This window comes from Chloroflexota bacterium (genome assembly GCA_020161265.1).
In the GTDB taxonomy this organism is placed as follows: domain Bacteria; phylum Chloroflexota; class Chloroflexia; order Chloroflexales; family Herpetosiphonaceae; genus Herpetosiphon.
Genome location: JAIUOC010000008.1, coordinates 1 through 16,399, shown reverse-complemented (window position 1 = coordinate 16,399; position 16,399 = coordinate 1). Strand labels below are relative to the sequence as shown.

At 51.3% G+C, this 16,399-nt stretch carries 18 protein-coding genes; 5 read left to right on the top strand and 13 right to left on the bottom strand.

Annotated features, from left to right (window positions below; translation table 11 throughout):
* Window positions 1–49: 49 nt before the first annotated feature.
* Window positions 50–496, bottom strand: coding sequence for a GNAT family N-acetyltransferase (locus LCH85_17785; GenBank protein ID MCA0353849.1), 447 nt, complete (start codon window positions 494–496; stop codon window positions 50–52).
* A gap of 15 nt (window positions 497–511) precedes the next feature.
* Window positions 512–1,546, bottom strand: coding sequence for an NAD(P)-dependent glycerol-3-phosphate dehydrogenase (locus tag LCH85_17780; GenBank protein ID MCA0353848.1), 1,035 nt, complete (start codon window positions 1,544–1,546; stop codon window positions 512–514).
* 212 nt (window positions 1,547–1,758) lie between these two features.
* On the opposite strand from LCH85_17780, the gene nifS reads away from it, so the two are divergent.
* Both nifS and LCH85_17770 read left to right on the top strand, forming a co-directional pair.
* Window positions 1,759–2,955, top strand: a complete 1,197-nt coding sequence (nifS, locus tag LCH85_17775) for a cysteine desulfurase NifS (protein MCA0353847.1) — start codon at window positions 1,759–1,761, stop codon at window positions 2,953–2,955.
* Window positions 2,956–3,084: 129 nt separating this feature from the next.
* Entirely contained in the window at window positions 3,085–4,518 is a 1,434-nt protein-coding gene (locus LCH85_17770; GenBank protein ID MCA0353846.1) for a trigger factor, read from the top strand.
* 209 nt (window positions 4,519–4,727) lie between these two features.
* Here the strand turns inward: LCH85_17770 and LCH85_17765 are convergent, their stop codons facing one another.
* The 5 genes from LCH85_17765 to LCH85_17745 are packed head-to-tail and all read right to left on the bottom strand — an operon-like array spanning window position 4,728 to window position 7,339.
* Entirely contained in the window at window positions 4,728–5,360 is a 633-nt protein-coding gene (locus tag LCH85_17765; GenBank protein MCA0353845.1) for an acetyltransferase, read from the bottom strand.
* Window positions 5,360–5,977 (bottom strand): sugar transferase, encoded by a 618-nt coding sequence (locus tag LCH85_17760; protein MCA0353844.1) that lies wholly within the window; start codon window positions 5,975–5,977, stop codon window positions 5,360–5,362. The genes LCH85_17765 and LCH85_17760 overlap by 1 nt, the downstream gene beginning before the upstream one ends.
* Window positions 5,978–5,987: 10 nt before the next feature.
* Window positions 5,988–6,428: an SRPBCC family protein gene (locus LCH85_17755; GenBank protein ID MCA0353843.1), complete on the bottom strand. Its 441-nt coding sequence runs from the start codon at window positions 6,426–6,428 to the stop codon at window positions 5,988–5,990.
* Between the two features lie 9 nt (window positions 6,429–6,437).
* Window positions 6,438–6,845, bottom strand: coding sequence for a pyridoxamine 5'-phosphate oxidase family protein (locus tag LCH85_17750; protein ID MCA0353842.1), 408 nt, complete (start codon window positions 6,843–6,845; stop codon window positions 6,438–6,440).
* Window positions 6,842–7,339, bottom strand: coding sequence for a pyridoxamine 5'-phosphate oxidase family protein (locus LCH85_17745; protein MCA0353841.1), 498 nt, complete (start codon window positions 7,337–7,339; stop codon window positions 6,842–6,844). The genes LCH85_17750 and LCH85_17745 overlap by 4 nt, the downstream gene beginning before the upstream one ends.
* A gap of 39 nt (window positions 7,340–7,378) precedes the next feature.
* Between LCH85_17745 and LCH85_17740 the strand changes: the two genes are divergently transcribed.
* The 3 genes from LCH85_17740 (at window position 7,379) to LCH85_17730 (ending at window position 10,608) form a co-directional block, all read left to right on the top strand.
* Window positions 7,379–8,878 (top strand): oligosaccharide flippase family protein, encoded by a 1,500-nt coding sequence (locus tag LCH85_17740; GenBank protein MCA0353840.1) that lies wholly within the window; start codon window positions 7,379–7,381, stop codon window positions 8,876–8,878.
* Window positions 8,875–9,318 (top strand): DedA family protein, encoded by a 444-nt coding sequence (locus LCH85_17735; protein ID MCA0353839.1) that lies wholly within the window; start codon window positions 8,875–8,877, stop codon window positions 9,316–9,318. Before LCH85_17740 ends, LCH85_17735 begins: the two co-directional genes overlap by 4 nt.
* 114 nt (window positions 9,319–9,432) lie before the next feature.
* Window positions 9,433–10,608 carry a TRC40/GET3/ArsA family transport-energizing ATPase gene (locus LCH85_17730; GenBank protein MCA0353838.1) on the top strand — a complete coding sequence of 392 codons (1,176 nt, stop codon included), beginning with the start codon at window positions 9,433–9,435 and terminating at the stop codon, window positions 10,606–10,608.
* 104 nt (window positions 10,609–10,712) lie between these two features.
* On the opposite strand, the gene LCH85_17725 is transcribed toward LCH85_17730, so the two are convergent.
* The 6 genes from LCH85_17725 to LCH85_17700 all read right to left on the bottom strand — a co-directional run bounded on the left by LCH85_17725 (window position 10,713) and on the right by LCH85_17700 (window position 16,037).
* Window positions 10,713–11,999, bottom strand: coding sequence for an adenylosuccinate synthase (locus tag LCH85_17725; GenBank protein ID MCA0353837.1), 1,287 nt, complete (start codon window positions 11,997–11,999; stop codon window positions 10,713–10,715).
* Window positions 12,000–12,037: 38 nt separating this feature from the next.
* Window positions 12,038–12,730: a glycosyltransferase family 2 protein gene (locus LCH85_17720; protein MCA0353836.1), complete on the bottom strand. Its 693-nt coding sequence runs from the start codon at window positions 12,728–12,730 to the stop codon at window positions 12,038–12,040.
* 37 nt (window positions 12,731–12,767) lie between these two features.
* Window positions 12,768–13,043, bottom strand: a complete 276-nt coding sequence (locus LCH85_17715) for a hypothetical protein (GenBank protein MCA0353835.1) — start codon at window positions 13,041–13,043, stop codon at window positions 12,768–12,770.
* A gap of 17 nt (window positions 13,044–13,060) precedes the next feature.
* Window positions 13,061–14,221: an aminotransferase class I/II-fold pyridoxal phosphate-dependent enzyme gene (locus tag LCH85_17710; protein ID MCA0353834.1), complete on the bottom strand. Its 1,161-nt coding sequence runs from the start codon at window positions 14,219–14,221 to the stop codon at window positions 13,061–13,063.
* Between the two features lie 125 nt (window positions 14,222–14,346).
* A complete protein-coding gene (locus tag LCH85_17705) occupies window positions 14,347–15,345 on the bottom strand; it encodes a hypothetical protein (protein ID MCA0353833.1) in 999 nt (332 codons plus the stop codon).
* A 272-nt stretch (window positions 15,346–15,617) separates the two neighbouring features.
* Window positions 15,618–16,037, bottom strand: a complete 420-nt coding sequence (locus tag LCH85_17700; protein MCA0353832.1) for a hypothetical protein — start codon at window positions 16,035–16,037, stop codon at window positions 15,618–15,620.
* Between the last annotated feature and the right edge of the window lie 362 nt (window positions 16,038–16,399).

Sequence of the window (16,399 nt, the reverse complement as noted above, 5' to 3'; positions counted from 1 at the left end):
AATGATAGGCAAAATTGCTCATGCTAATGGCCTAAAAGCAATTTCGCTGCTAGCTTGGGTAGTTGTAGCAATGAGTCGTGCGCACCAATCCGGTCGCTGGCGCAAACCCACAACGCAGATACAACTGCGCCGCCGCCGGATTGCTCGTATATAAACTAATTTGTGCAAAGTGGCCAGCAGCATGCTTCAGGCTATGCAGCACAATTTGTTGCGCCAAGCCATGTCGTCGCCAAGCTGGCAGCACATAGACATGGCGAATGCGCCCAATCTGAATGTTTGGTTGGTAGGGGTCGCGACTGATGCCGCCAATTGCCCGCAAACGCTGGCCTTGCCAAATGCCCCAAAAGCCCTCGCCAACTTGGGCAAAGGTTTGTACGCCACTCTGCCATTCATCGTAAAAACGTTGCACCATGCTATAGCCTTCGGCGGTGCTAGCGGCGATCAAAGGAGCCAATTCGGCCAGATGGTTGTGGTTGAATGTGCGTAGCTCCTGCATACCCGAACTCCCTTGCTAAATTGAAAATAGCCCTTGCAAGCCTGCCAATTCGTTTTTGGGGTCGCGCTGCATTAAATCGAGGCCTGCTTGCTGTGGCGATTTGCCCTCAAATAATACTCGATACAACTCATCAGCAATTGGCAATTCAACGCCATACTGTTGAGCAAGTTGTCGTGCTGTGGCGGTGGTATTCACGCCTTCGGCCACCTGCCCAAGCTGCGCCAAGGCCGTTTCGAGCGATTGGCCGCGTGCTAAGGCTTCACCCAAGCGGCGGTTGCGGCTGTGCGGCGAGGCACACGTGGCAATTAAATCGCCTAAGCCCGCCAAGCCTGCAAAGGTCAGCGGATGTGCGCCGCGTGCCATGCCCAAGCGGGTCATTTCGGCCAAACCACGGGTGATAAACGCTGCTTTAGCATTATCGCCCAAGCCCATGCCATCGCAAATGCCCGCGCCGAGCGCCACAATATTTTTGAGTGCCCCGCCCAGTTCAACCCCAACCACATCGCTCGAACGATAGATCCGCAGCAGATTGGTGGTGAGCAAGCTCTGCGCCCGCTGACCAGCTTGATCATCACTTAACGCTACAACACTGGTTGCAGGCAAGCCTTTGGCAATTTCGTTGGCAATATTTGGCCCCGAAAGCGCCCCAATCAAGCCGCGTGGGTGCGGCGCAAGTGCCTCAGCCAGCACTTCGCTCATCGTTTCAAGGCTGCCCGACTCGATACCTTTGGCGCAACTCAAAATAATGCTATCGGCGGCGAGCTGTGGGGCAAGTTGAAGCGCATTGCTGCGAATTGTTTTCGAAGGCACAGCGAGGAGAATAACTTGGGCTTGAGCGGCCAGCGCCAGATCATAGGCCAAGCCCAAATTTGCAGGAAAGCGCTGCCCAGGCAAAAAGCGGCTGTTTTCGCCAGCAGCTTGCAATTGAGCAACTTCAGCTTGGTTGCGGCCAAATAGCGTGACATTCCGCCCGCCGCGAGCCAAAACCAAGGCTAAAGTTGTGCCCCAATTGCCAGTGCCAATCACAGCTACATCAAGCCGTTGGTTCATAATGATGCCTCCAATGTTGCGATTCAGGTGCTCTTAGCATACCATTATTCCTAAGCGTCCCAGGTTGAACAATCATGAACCAGCAATTGCAAGTTGTGACCCAAGCTGCGATTTTGGCCGAATGTAGCGAAATGTTTACAGCAGGTTGGGGTTAAAAAGCGGTAAAATCAAACCAGCGACAAACTTGCAATTAGCATCAAAGGTGGTCTGGTATGGCTCCGGAAACAATTTATTTAGATCATGCAGCGACGACTGCGACCGATCCAAGGGTGGTTGAGGCCATGCTGCCCTACTTCAACACGGCCTATGGCAATCCATCAAGCATCTATCGACTTGGCCGCGCAGCGCTCGAAGGCGTAGATGAAGCCCGCGAAACCGTTGCGAGTTTGCTGGGAGCAAAACGCAAAGAAATTGTGTTTACTAGCGGTGGCTCCGAAGCCGATAATTTGGCGATCAAGGGCGTGGCGTTTGCTCAGCGTGATGCAGGCAAAGGCAATCACATCATCACTAGCGCCATCGAGCATCATGCGGTGCTGCATGCGGTGGAATATCTCGAACACTTTGGCTTTGAAATCACGATTTTGCCGGTCGATAGCACGGGCTTGGTTGCCGTGGCCGATTTACGAGCGGCACTGCGCCCAACCACGGTGTTGGTCAGCATTATGGCCGCCAACAACGAGATTGGCACGATTCAGCCGATTGCCGAATTGGGCGCGGTTTGTCGCGAGCACAATGTGCTGTTTCATACCGATGCAGTGCAGTTGATCGGGGCGCAACCAATTAATGTTAAAGAATTGAATGTTGATTTATTAAGCTTAACTGCGCATAAATTTTATGGGCCAAAAGGCGTAGGCGCGTTGTATATGCGGCGTGGCGTGCCCTTGCTACCGTTGATTAATGGTGGCTCGCAGGAACGGCGTTTACGTGCTGGCACCGAAAATGTGCCTGGGATCGTTGGGCTAGCCAAAGCTTTGCAACTTGCCGTCGATGAATTGCCACAGAGTAGCAACCAACTAACCAGCCTGCGTGATCGGCTGATTAGCGGAATTGAAGCAGCGATTCCGCATGTCTACTTAAACGGCCATCGCAGCCAGCGTTTGCCCAATAATGTCAACATGTCGTTTGATTTTATTGAGGGCGAAAGCATGTTGCTGTTGCTTGATCAACAGGGCATTTATGCCTCAAGTGGTTCGGCCTGCACCAGCGGTTCGCTTGACCCATCGCATGTGCTGATGGCCTTGGGCTTGAGTGCCGAACGCGCCCATGGCAGCCTGCGCATGACCCTTGGCCGCGAGAACACTGCCGAGCAAATCGAGCGCGTATTAGCCTTGTTGCCGCCAATCGTCGAGCGTTTACGGGCAGTTTCGCCGATGTATCGCCATTTCTTGGCGGAGCAAACTGTTTACTAAGCTTGCTTTGTTAATTTCACCCAGATTCGCTAGCCCAGCCTGAGCGATGTTCTGGTATAATGTCACGCTAGACTGCCTTCGTTGGCGATAGTTAAAGATCGCTTAAATAACATATACTTTGGAGATCGTGTGAAAGTCACAACTGAACAATTACCAAAGCGCATTGTTGCGCTTGAGATCGAGCCAGACGCAGCGACGATAGAAAAAGAATTGAACAAGGCCGCGCAACGGATTGCCAGCAAGGTTGCCATTCCAGGCTTCCGCAAAGGTAAAGCTCCTCGCTTTATCGTTGAAAATTACTATGGCAAGGCCGCAATTTTAGAAGAAGCGACCGACGAAATTATCAATGTGGCCTTCCGTGCTGCGCTCGAACAAGAAAATATCAAGCCAGTTGCTCAAGCTTCCTTAGAAAAATTAGAGCCAGAGCCATTCCGCTTCCGCATCTTGGTTCCGGTTGAGCCAGAAGTGATCTTGCCCGATTACAAGGCGATCACGGTTGATCTCACCGAAGAACCAGTTACCGATGCAACCTTGGAAGTCGCGTTAGATCAAGCTCGTGAAAAACACGTCGTTTTGAGTGCTCCCGAAGGCGAACCAGAAGCCGCTGAAGGCGATCAACTCACCGCAACCGTCCAAACCTTGGTCGATGGTGTGCCTTTGCACAAACTTGACGAAGAAGAAGATGACGAAGAAGAAGATGACGATGATGACGATGATGATGATGACGATGATGACGATGATGATGAAGACGACGATGACGATGATGACGATGATGACGATGATGACGATGATGACGATGATGACGATGATGATGAAGGCGAACCAACGACCTTAATCATGGAAGAACGCCGCATCGTGCCTGAACTGTATGCAGGCTTGAAAGGCATCAAAGCTGGTGAAACCCGCGAAATCAGCGCTCACCTGCCAGCCGATCATCCTGATGCTCGGGTTGCCGATAAAGATGTTGTGTTCAAAGTAACCGTCAGCGAAATTCAAAATCGCCAATTGCCAGCATGGGAAGAACTCCCAGGTTTGGAAGAATTTGAAGGCGATTTGGATACTTACAAGGCTGACCTGATGGAGCGTTTGGTCAAGAATTCAGGCGATCATCATCGCCGTAATGTCTTGAACCAATACCTCGAAGAAGTTGTCGCCGCAACTAGCTTCGATGTGCCCGATGCCTTGATTGCTGAACGCGCCCACGAATTGCTCCACGAGCAAGTTGAATCGTTGGCTCGCTATGGCATCAACATGGAGCAATACCTGCAAATCGTTGGCAAAACCCACGACGAAGCAGTCCAAGAATTGTTGCCCCGTGGCGAAGAAAGCTTGAAATCATCGTTGGTTGTGCGCAAAATCGTTGAAGCCGAAGGCTTGAGCGTTGACGAAAGCGAAATCAATGCTGAAATCGAACGCATCTTGAATGATTTCCCTGATGCTCAACGTGGCCCAGCTCGCCGCCGCCTCGAAAAAGAATTGCGGCCTCAAGTTGCTGGCTCGTTGCTCGACAAGAAATTGCAAGATCGCTTGGTCGAATTGGCAACTGGCAACGCCGCTGCCTAATTCAAAACCTCAATCAAGCCCCCTTGTCCCAGCAATTGGGCGAGGGGGTTTTAGTTTAAAGGCAAAAGGCAAACGAGGATGGGCTAGGATTCAGGGGTCAGGGGTCAGTATGAGCTGCGGGAATGGAGGTAAGCCCATTGGGAATGAGAAGCATAATTCGTGCAATTCGTGCAATTCGTGGCTAAAAATAACTTCGTGTCCTTCGTGGATCAAACCAGTAAGCGGGTCGGCACACCAACTGCCTTGGCTTGGCTGGGCAAATCGCGAATAACCACTGCGCCCGCCCCAACCACTGTCCATGCCCCAATGCTACGGCCTTGAATAACCTGTGCGCCCATGCCCAATGAAACGCCTTCGCCAATTTTGCATGTGCCAGCCACCCGTGAGCCAGGGTTGAGATTGCAAAACGCTGCCACAACGCTATCGTGGCTAACGCTTGCCCCAACATTCACAATGCTATATTCGCCAATGACGGCAAGCGGCCCAACCACGGCATTGGGGAAAATCATTGCGCCTGCGCCAATCGTGGCATGCGGCGAAACCAGCGCATGCGGTGAGATTGCGCTGGTCGCTTGTAACGCTGCGCCAAATTGGTGGGCGATGCGTTGGCGGGTGGCATTATCACCAATCGCAATCACGACATGCACTTGAGCCAAACGAGTGGTCAGCCAATCGATCGGCCCCAAAACCCGAATACCTAAAATGCTTGTGCCATGCTGCGCAGCATCGTCGGTGAGCAAGCCACGTAATGGGCCGCCTTTACCAGCCGCATGTTGGGCTTGCACAATTTCGGCTACCTCACGCGCATGGCCGCCAGTTCCAACAATAATTACTGGTCGCATTATTTACTCCGCAAATCTTTGGCCACACCATCGCGCCCATAAATGCCAACTGGCCGCAATATTGCGCCAATTGTCCGCCACAAAATCAAGCCATCAAGTCGCCAACTCCAATGCTCAATATACCAACAATCAAGCTGAATCCGAGCAGCCCAATCGATATCATTGCGGCCATTAACCTGTGCCCAGCCCGTAATCCCTGGCCGCACCGCCAAACGTTGGCGCTGGTCGGGAGTATAACGCGCTACTTGTTCGGGCAAGCTGGGTCGCGGGCCGATTAAGCTCATCTCACCCTGCACAACATTGAATAATTGCGGTAATTCATCGAAACTCCAACGGCGTAGCCATTGGCCAACCAGCGTAATGCGTTGATCGTTGTGGGCGACCTCAATGCCCAAGCCTTGGCCTTCAGCATTCACCACCATCGTGCGAAATTTATAGAAGGGAAATTCATGACTATCACGGCCAACGCGCGGGCGAATGTAGAAAATTGGGCCACGCGAGGTTAATTTAATCGCTAAGCTAATCAGCAACAGCAATGGACTCAGCAGCAGCAAGCCCAAACTAGCAACGATTAGATCAAACCAGCGTTTACTTGGCGCAAGCGGCTTTGGTGACATGATTCGTCCTCTAGCTCAGGCGTAGGCGTTCGATGCGAGCGAGTGCTTGCTCAAGCTCACGGGTAACTTCGCTTTTGACGATGCTCATTGGCACCACTTTGGCAACTGGCCCCAAAATTGGCTTGAGATCAAAGCTAAGGCTGGCATGCACTTTGGTGTTATTAGCATGCGGTTGGAGTTGCCAGTGAGCCATAATTGGCAAGGGTTGCTCAGCATCAAAACGAATCGATTGCTGCTCGATCAGGCTAAATCTGCCTTGGGCGGCCTGCGTACCAAGCGGAATGCCAAAATCAAAATAGGCAGTTACCGGTTGGCTATCGTTGGCTAGCTCACTAACTTCGACGCGGGCGATGCGTGGCAAAATTCGCGGCAAATTATGCGGATTGGCTAACAGTTGCCAGAGTTCGCTGATTGGACGGCGGAGTTGGCGTTCGCGGGTAACGGTGATCATCGGCGCTCCTTAGGATTTGTGGCGGCCTTGGATCGCCGCTAGTTCCAATGAAAAGGCTTGAATTGGGGCATTCGGTCGCCATTGCGGCCAATTGCGGCCATAGCGCTCAGCCAGCGCCACCAGCGCAATTTGTGGCTCGGCCAAAGGCTGGGCGCTGGCTTGAGCAACAACTGAACGAAACGTCCAATCAGGGTTAATCTGATCGGCTTCGATGCACCAGCCTTGGGGTTGTAGTTGCAATAGCTGGGCCAAGCGTCCTGTAGCGCGAATCGCAATCAGCAGGCTTTGCTCACGCCGCACAAAAGCCAAGGGCACGGCATAGCTGGCAGATCGCGCTTGATCAAAGCCTGCAATTCGGAGCACCGACAGTTCATCGAGCAAAGCCAAGGCTGCGGCTGGCGCTAAAATCCGCATCATAAGCCATGCTCCCAGCGTCGCCCGCCGATCCGTTCGATTTGAATGCAACCAGTCGTGGCTTGGCTAATTGTGGTGATTACCGCGCGAGGCCCAGCCTTCAAAGCCTTGGTGGCTTGATCGATAATTTGTTGCCAAAAGCCAGTGCCATACTTGAAGGCCAGCAATCGCGTGGCATGGGCATACTCCGCGCCCAGCGGCACATCACGGTAGCGCCCCCAAACAAAAACGCTGGTTGAAGATTCTGGCTCAAAGGCATCGGCTTGTAAGCCCACGCCTTGGGGATAGCGCCGCAACAAATTCAGCTTATGGCCAGGTTGGGTTGCGAAATAAATATGCGGTGCTTCGCAGACAAAAAAGAGCGGCGTAAGATTACTCTGGTTGCGGGCGTGATCGTGAGTTGCCAAGCGGCCAACTGCGGCTTTGGCTAAAAATGCCCAAATTTGAGCCGCATTTAATCGCTGCCCATCGCTTAATTGTTCGGTTTGCTGTTGCATAATGTCAATTATACGAGCAATTCGATTAAAAGAGTATCTATGCAGCCAAAAACCTTGTTTCGCACATCGCTGATTTTGATTGCCGCAACCGCCGCCTATAAAGTGCTGGGGTTTGCTGAAAAAGTCGCTTTAGCCCATTTTTTTGGTACAAGCACGACCGCTGATGCCTATTTGGCCGGAGCAGCGGTGGTGTTATTAATGGGATTTTTACTGGGCGATATTGCTGGGCCAACCCTCGTTCCCATGATTTTGCACGATCAAACGAATAGTCCGCGCACGCTTCGCGCGAGTTTGGGCTTAGTCAGCTTGGCGGCAATTCCACTCACAGGCTTGGGCTGGCTGTATGCCAAGCAATTAGCCCGCTTATTTGGACCAGGCTTCGATCAACCAACCTTGCTTATGACCGCCACGATTATTCGCATTGGCTTATTGGCCTTTCCGATCATGTGTTTTACCGCAGTGTTGGGCGCGTGGTATCAAGCGTTCGAGCAATTTACCCGCCCAGCCTTGGCCGATTTGATGTTGAAATTAGCTCCCGTAATTGCTTTGATTGCAACTGGCAGCGTGTATGGCTTGGCTTGGGGCTTGGTGGTTGGGGCAGTTTTGCGATTAATTCCGTTGTTGCAAGCTGATGTACCGTGGTTGCCAAGTTGGCGCTGGCGCGGAGCGCGGCTCACCAGCGTTTTACAGCATGCCTATCCCTTATTATTAACCTCGCTGGTATCGGTGCATTTGATTAGTGTGATTGAGAATGCGATTGCTTCGACGGTTGGCGCTGGCGCAGTAGCGGCTCAAACCTATGCCCGCCGAATTGTCGAAGTGCCAATTATTTTGTTGCCGCAGGTGCTAGGCCGTGTATTGTTTCCAGTGCTAACAGGCTTGGTATTGCAACGCAATTATCAGGCCTTGCAACAATGGCTGGCGCGTTGTTGGCGTTGGTCGTTGCTGCTCACCTTGCCGCTGATGGTCTTGGGCATGGTGCTGTGTCAGCAGATTGTTGTCTTGTTGCTGCAACGTGGCGCATTTGACCAACAATCGGTGCAGCTGACCAGCACTGCCTTATGGGCGGCTTTGCCTGGCTTGCCTGCTTTGGCATTGAGCACCTTGTTGATTCGGTTTAGTTATGCCATGGGCGATACCCGATGGCCCAGTGTGATGCGGGTGCTCGGCGCGTTGTTACAAATTGGCTTGGCCTTGTGGTGGCGACGTTGGGGTTTAGCTGGGCTTGGTTGGGCGACTACCGTTTCGTTATGGGCCGAAACCTTAGCCTTGGCATGGCTGGCACAAAAAACCGTTGAGCAACCAATTAAGCTCAATTGGCGTTTTATGTGGCAGGTACTAGCAGCGAGCAGTGTGGCTGGTGGTTTGGCCTGGTGGGTAATCCAGCGTTGGCAACCATCCAGCTCCAGCAGTTTATTGCTTAGTTTAACCAGTTCCTCGGTTTTGGGCTTAATTGGCTTTGTGGTAAGCTTGGCTTTGGGGCGCAATGCCGAAATCGGCTTGCTCTGGCAACGTTGGCAACAAGGAAAAATACAATGATTTGGCTGTATCTAAGTTTATTTAGCGTGAGTTTTTTGGCGGCCACAGTCTTGCCACTCGGTTCAGAGTTGGCCTTAGCGGCAATGGTCGTTCATGCCGAATCTCTATGGTTGCCATTGTTGATTGCCACGTTGGGCAATGTGCTTGGCTCGGCTACGACCTTTTGGCTTGGTCAACGAGCACGGACTGTCATCGACCAGCGCAATAACACGATGGCTGAGCGCATGCAACGGGCTGAGCGTTGGCTAGGGCGTTGGGGTACGCCAGCCTTAATTTTAGCCTGGTTGCCTGTAATTGGGGATGTATTGGTTGGGGTGGCCGGAGCCTTAGGCAAACCATGGCTGCCAAGTTTGGCTTGGATTACGCTGGGCAAGGCTTTGCGTTATGCAGCAATCGGCGCAGCAGCGCTTGCCAAAACCCAAATACCCCTGTTTACGTAACAACGATATGCGATAATACAGCTAGGCTGCAACTACCCAGTTGACCATAACGTCCAAAACAGCAGTGCAGCGAGTGATTCATGTATTCTCGCAATGCAGCGAAAGGAAGATACAATGCGTTTGATTTTATATCTTGGCAAGGGTGGCGTTGGCAAAACCACAACCGCTGCGGCAACCGCCGTGCGAGCATCACGCATGGGCTATCGAACATTGGTGGTCAGCACCGATGTGGCGCACTCCTTGGCCGATGCGCTTGATTGCCAAGTTGGCCCTAGCCCCACCAAGCTGAGCGAAAACCTTTGGGCTCAAGAAATCAATGTGTTGGAGGAAGTGCGCCAACACTGGGGCGAGTTGCAAGGCTTTGTCTCCAATTTGCTCAAGCGCAAGGGTGTTAACGAAGTTGCTGCCGAAGAATTAGCAGTGATTCCAGGCATGGAAGAAGTTGTCAGTTTGTTGCATATTCGCAAACAAGCTAAAGAAGGCAACTACGATGCAGTCATTGTTGATGCAGCGCCAACTGGCGAAACCGTGCGCTTGCTGACCATGCCCGAAACCTTCACTTGGTATGCTTCGCGGGTGATGCAATGGGAAACCAGCACCATGAAAGTGGCTAAGCCCTTGATTCGGGCACTGGTGCCAGCTTCGGATATGTTCGATACCTTGCCACGCTTTGTTGAGCAGGTTGAAGCACTGCGAGCAACCTTGGCCGACCCCAAAATTAGTTCCTATCGCTTGGTGGTCAACCCCGAGCGTATGGTAATAAAAGAGGCCCAACGCGCCGCAACCTACTTGGCCTTGTATGGCTATCCGGTCGATGGCGTGGTGCTTAATCGGGTGATGCCCAGCGATGTGCGTGGTCATAGCTTTATCGAACAAATGCAAGAAATTCAGGCTAGCTATCGCGCTCAAGTTCATGATATTTTCACGCCGCTGCCAATTTGGGAAGCCCCAATGTATGCCCGTGAGATCAAAGGGCTCGATGATCTGGCCGATGTTGGCGCAGCCTTGTTTGGCGAGCGCAATCCGCTTGATGTGTTTTACGTGGGCAAAACCATGGACATCACTAAGCAGGGCGATCAGTATGAGCTACGTTTGCCCTTGCCGCATGTCGAAGTTAATAAAGTGAACATGACCAAACGTGGCGATCAATTGTTTATTGAAATTGGCAACTTCCGGCGTGAGATGATTTTGCCGACGATGTTGGCTGATCGGCCAGCCCTGCGAGCGGTGTTTCGCAATGGCGAGTTGGTCGTACAATTTGGTGCGCCAGCTCCGCTCGAAACTGTTTAATTCTTACGGCCAAGCGCAACGGCATAGCATTCGCGGATATAGGCGAATGCTATGCCGTTGGTGATTCTACAAAACTTCTGAGGGATGTAGGGTATGAAGCTAGGCTAGAAAATTTCCTGCAAGCTCACCATTTGCTCACGCGATGGGCCGACCGAAATCATGCCCAAGCGCACGCCAACCAATTGGCTTAGGCGGCGAACATAGCGTTGAGCCGCTTCGGGCAATTCATCTAAGGTGCGAGCATGACTGGTGTTGGTTTTCCAACCTGGATATTCTTCGTAAATTGGCTCGATTTGGCTGAGCACCGAAATCGACGAAGGAAAGGAATCAAGCTCGGTGTCGTTCCAGCGATAGCCAGTACAAATTTTGAGCGTCTCAACATCGTCGAGCACATCGAGTTTGGTGAGGGCGATTGAGCTAATGCCATTAATTTCAGCAGCGTAACGCGCCGCCACCGCATCGAACCAGCCAACCCGCCGTGGGCGACCAGTGGTTGTGCCAAATTCATGGCCAGCTTGGCGAATATGCTCACCAAGTTCGTCGGTTAATTCGGTTGGGAATGGCCCACCACCAACGCGGGTGGTGTAGGCTTTGTAAATTCCGACTACGCCATTTAAGCGCATTGGCGGAATTCCAGCGCCTTGGCATGCGCCCGCTGAGCCAGTTGCGGTCGAAGTAACATACGGGAATGTGCCATAATCCACATCCAACAACGCCCCTTGATTGCCCTCGATCAAAATTGGAATATCGCGACGCAAGGCATCTTGAACCATGGTGTGGATGGGCACGATGTGGGCTTCGAGTTGGCGACCAAACTCCAAATATTGCAGATACATATCGTGCAATGAAGCGCTTGGCTGAGCACCATACATCTTGTTGAGCACGCGGCCTTTATATTCGAGCACACTGGTTAGGCGGCTGAGCAAGGTTTCTTCGTGGAGCAAATCGCCCATGCGAATACCCATCCGCGAAGCTTTATCAACATAGGCTGGACCAATGCCCCGTTTGGTTGTGCCAATTTCGTTCGCGCCGCGATCTTTTTCTTCGAGGGCATCGAGCGAAACGTGATAGGGCATAACCACATGTGCCCGATCGCTGATATAGAGTTGATCAAGCGAAACATTGGCCTCACGTAAGGCTTGCAACTCCTTCATCAACACCGCAGGATCGATCACCGTGCCTGCGCCGATAATATTGACTACATTGGCATCGAAAATTCCGGCGGGCGTAAGGTGCAATTTAAATGTGCCAAGATGGTTAATCACCGTATGGCCGGCATTAGAGCCACCGGCAGCACGAATAACCATTTTAGCTTTGGTTGCCAATAAATCGACAACACGACCTTTGCCCTCGTCGCCCCACTGAGCGCCAAGAACTGCAACGACTGGCATATGTATCACCTTTTCTGTAAGAGGAGCAAATACCGTGGTTATGGGCGACCGAGCAAACGCAACCGGAATAACGCCCAAACCGTCAAAAAGCCATATTTGGGGTGCATCTTCTTACCTTCCTCGTAAGTACGCCCCAAGTATGTAATTGGCACTTCAAAAATTCGCTCACCCTGCATCAGAACCTTCGCCGTTATTTCTGCCTCAATCCGAAAATCGTTGGAAACCAGGTTCATCGAGCGCATAATATCGGTGCGCATCACCTTGTAGCAGGTTTCCATGTCGGAGATCCAACAGTTAAACAGCAAATTGGTTAAAAAGGTGAGACCTTTATTGCCAATAGCATTCCAGAAATACATACCCGTATGCCGACCCATAAAGCGCGAACCAAACACGACATTAACCAAACCAGCTTCAATTGGTTTGATCAATTCATAAAAATCGTGAGGGTCATATTCGAGGTCGGCATCTTGAATAATCACAATCTCGCCAGTGGCATGGGCTAAGGCCGTGCGGATAGCCGCACCCTTGCCACTATTTTGGCGATGTTGGACAACCTGCATGTGTGGGTATGTTGCAGTTAATTGTTGTAAAACTTGGTAGGTCGCATCACGTGAGCAATCATCAACGGCGATCCATTGCATGGGAATTGTAATTTGCGCCAACCGCTCTAGCATTTTTGCAATTGTTGCTGCTTCATTGTAGCAAGGAATTAACACAGATAAAAGCATCATTTTGTCCTAAAAATTTAACCCCCAAGCGTGAATCCAGCTAGAGTACAACCAACACAAGCACAATCAGAATTGCTAATACAGCGACAGCAGCACCTAAAAATTTGAGTTGTTCAGTTTGGCGTTGTTTGGCAATAATCACCCGACATTCTGGGCAATAGGGGACATCGGGCAAGCTTGCGCTGAGCAAGGAAGGGGTTTTAATCGCAGCTTGCACCAGCTCTTTGAAGGTGATCAAAGGCTGCGCCATGCGCACGTCATCGGACGAAAGCTGTCGTTTACAGCGGGTACATTCAACAGGTGATTCGGTACTCATGGCGCATCCTTCTAAACTTACAATGAACGAACGTAGCGCTCAATTCGTTCTAAGGCGGTTTCGATATTATCCATACTGGTAGCGTAACACATGCGCACGAAGCCAGCGCCGCTTGGGCCAAAGGCATCGCCTGGGACAACTGCGACTTTTTCGCCGTAAAGCAGGCCTTCAACAAAGGCTTCGCTGGTGAGGCCAAGGCTACTGACCTGCGGGAAAACGTAGAACGCGCCCTGTGGCTCAAAGGTTGGCAAGCCAATTTGGCGCAATCCAGCCACAATCACTTGCCGACGGCGATCATATTCGCTGACCATGCGCTGAACATCTTCTTCGCCAGTTTGCAGCGCCGCCAAGCCAGCATATTGGGCTACCGTTGGCGCAGACATAATAGCGTATTGATGGATTTTGCGCACAGCATTGGCAATTTCGGCGCTAGCCGCCAACCAACCCAAACGCCAGCCAGTCATGGCATAGGCCTTGGAGAACCCACCAAGCAAAATTGTGCGATCGCGCATGCCAGGTAATTGGGCAAAGCTCGTATGCTCAACCCCATAGACTAAACGATCGTAAATCTCATCGGAAAATACCAACAGATCGTATTGTTCAGCTAGGGCGGCGATCTCCAACAAGCGTTCACGGCTCATCACTGCGCCAGTTGGATTATTGGGATAGCCAATTAAGATCGCTTTGGTTTTCGGCGTGATCGCGGCCTCGATTGCCTCGCGGGTTACTTGAAACTCCTGCTCGACCGAGGTACTGACATACACCGGAACCCCGCCAGCAAACACCACACTTGGGCCATAGGCCACAAAACATGGCTCAGGAATGATCACCTCATCGCCGGGATCGATCGTTGCTAGCATGGCATTTTGCAAGGCTTCGCTGACCCCAACCGTAATCAATAACTCATTCTCAGGATCATAATTGAGTCCATACAAATGATCGAGGTGTTTTTGTAATTCCTGGCGTAATTCGATCGTCCCAGAATTCGAAGTATAGGCAGTTTTGCCCTGTTGCAATGAGCGAATCCCAGCTTGGGTAATCGTATATGGCGTGACAAAATCTGGCTCGCCGATCCCGAGCGAAATCACATTCTCCATTGTGGCAGCAATATCGAAAAACCGCCGTATCCCTGAAGGTGGAACGCTCTGCACCCTTGCAGAAAGTCGTTCGCGCGTCATGGCTGCCTCCTTGGCTGCTTGATTTGGATCGCGGGTGTATGATACCACAGTCATTTTGCAAAAAAACATCCCCCTGAATCGCCGAAGCAACTCAGGGGGAACCGATAGTTAATTAAGCCTAAAGCTTATTGGCCAGCTTTGATGATGATGACCAAAATGCCATCGCCCATGCCCATGCTGCTGCGATCAACAGTCATAATGACCAAGGCTTCGCCAGCGCTCATGTTGGCATAGGTCAAGGTTTGCGTGCCAGCCATGCCGCCAGTGGTATCAGCACCAGTTGGCATTGAAGTCCAGCCAGCAGCGGTCAATTCGTCATCATAGAAGGTTTTGATTTCTTCTGGAGTTGCGGTTGAGATATAGGCTTGCTTGCCCAAGACAGCCGTGCTGCCAGCGCTACCAGCAAAGCCTTTTTCAAAGCTATCCATGAAGGTATCGGTCAAGGCATCGTCACCCGATTGATATTCTTCGCTGCTTGGTGGAGCTGGAATATCGCTCAAGTCGCCAGTGGTCACTGGGTCGGTGGTGCTGCCACCACTATCAGGGGTTGGCATAGTCATGCCGCCACCCAAGCGACCAACCGTGGTGAAGATGATCGATTGTTTCATGCTTGGATCAACGGTTGAAAGATCCAACACACCGATCATGGCGATGGTGGTCAATTCGCTGGCGCTTGGATAAACCAAGACTTTGCCGAAGGTTTGATCTTCGACTTGGCCTGTGCCCCAGCCGTAGGTTGCCATTTCACCTTCGTAGAAGTCCACAATCGTTTGTGGGTCTTCTTCGGTCAAGTAGTAGGTCAATGGTTCGAGATCCAAGCCAGTTTGTTGTTCTTGGTTTTCGAATTCACCTTCCATGCCACCGATTGCTGCATCAATGATTTCGTTTTCGCCCTTAACGTAGGGATCGCTTTGCGGTGGTGCTGGAATTTCAGCAGCGGCTCCGCTTGGATCAGTTGATGGAGCTTCGGTTGGTGCAGCCGCTTCTTCGGTTGCAGTTGGCGCTGGCACTTCAGTTGGAGCTGTCGTTGCCGTTGGAGCGGTCGTCGCGGTTGGAGCAGCACTACCACCACATGCACTTAATGCAAGGGCAATTAAAATTGCGCTAATCGTCCGTTTTGACATGAGGGTTATTCCTCCTAAATAAAATCTGTTGTTGGCATTCGCATTGCCAAGGGCTTTACGCTCAGCAATGTTCGCGCCACCCATTCATCCTAACTCTCAAATCAAAAACGTGCTATACCCAAAACAGTGTGGTAATAATCACAAGGCTTGGTACGCCGATACATTTAAAAGGTTACAACTTAGCCAAACTCTTGCAATCTGCCACACGAAGCCCTCAGCCTAAGCAATTGCTCAACACTGAGGGCGCTTGAAAACTCAGCAGATTGTGACGCTTATTTGACGTTAGTGCCAGTCGTGATGACCAGAATTCCAGTGCTGCCAGTCATCGTCAAATCAATCGCGTTGATTGCCGCTACATTAGCATCAGCTTGGAAATTGACTGATACCGTGTTAGGAACTGCTGGTGATTCGATGGTTTTCCAACCACGCTTGGGCATTTCAGTTGTATAGAAATTCTTAATTTCATCCATAGTTGCGGTTGAAATATAGAATTTGGTAGTTGTGCCAGTGCCAACGTTGGCGGCGCTTTGGCTGAAACTGCTAACTGCTGCATCAAGAATTGGATCTTGGCCATTTTGATATTCGCTGCTGCTGGGTGGAGCCGGAATAGTTGTATCAGTTACGCCACCACCACAGCCAACCAAGCCGACCATCAATACGACGAGCAATACATACCCAAAAAACCGTTGCATGTGACTATCCTCCTACTGGTTGTTTATTGTTACGCAATCATGACGTAGCAATTTTGCAAACCGTTCCTTAAAAGTTAGTCCAATTGCTTGGCAAGGGATTTTTGGTTGTTAAGGCAGATCAAGGACGATAATTGTGCGTTGTTGACGAACGCATCATACACGCCTTGTCAACCCCTGAACCAAAGGATGAAATATGAATTATGAAGGAGGAAGGCAAAAATTATCGTTTCCCAGTATCATTGAATGCCACGAAAAGATTTCATCCCTCATCCCTCATCCCTCATCCCTCATCCCTCATCCCTCATCCCTCATCCCTCATCCCTCATCCCTCATCCCTCATCCCTCATCCCTCATCCCTCATC